The 504-nt window shown below is 74.8% G+C and carries 1 pseudogene; it reads left to right on the top strand.

The features are described 5' to 3' along the window. Positions 1–440, top strand: a pseudogene (locus AC2W7G_RS18430) (shikimate dehydrogenase); the annotation flags it as partial. Positions 441–504 lie beyond the last annotated feature (64 nt).

The following is a 504-nucleotide window of genomic DNA, read 5'->3' as shown; positions in this document are numbered from 1 at the left end:
GGCCGGCGGCGACCGCGCGCTCGCTCCTGCACGGCCTGCTCGTGCGCGGCCTCGAGCACGTGGAGCTGGTCGTCCGCGACCGCGAGCGCGTCGCCGAGCTGGCCGAGCGGGTCCGGGGCGAGAAGATCGACGTCACGGTGCGCGAGTTCGACGCCCCGTTCGTCGACAAGGTCGACCTGCTGGTCTCCACCGTCCCCTCCCACGTGGTGCGCCACGACGCGCACGACCTGGTCGACGCGTCACGCGCCGTGTTCGACGTGCTCTACGACCCGTGGCCGACCGCCCTGGCCGCCACCGCGGCGGTGCACGGCGTCCCGCTCGTGACCGGCATCGACCTGCTGGCCCACCAGGCGTCCCTGCAGGTGGAGCTGATGACGGGCAAGAGCGTCACGGTCGACAGCCTGCGCGAGGCGGCGCTGCAGGAGCTCGCCGGCCGCTGAGCCTGGGGACGACGCCCGGCCCGGGCCCCGCACCCGCGACTAGGGTGCGAGCGTGCTCGTCGTC

The organism is Aeromicrobium sp. PFPM2_SD2 (genome assembly GCF_057364525.1).
The sequence above is the reverse complement of the archived record's forward strand: the minus strand, read 5'-3'. Positions and strand labels throughout refer to the sequence as shown.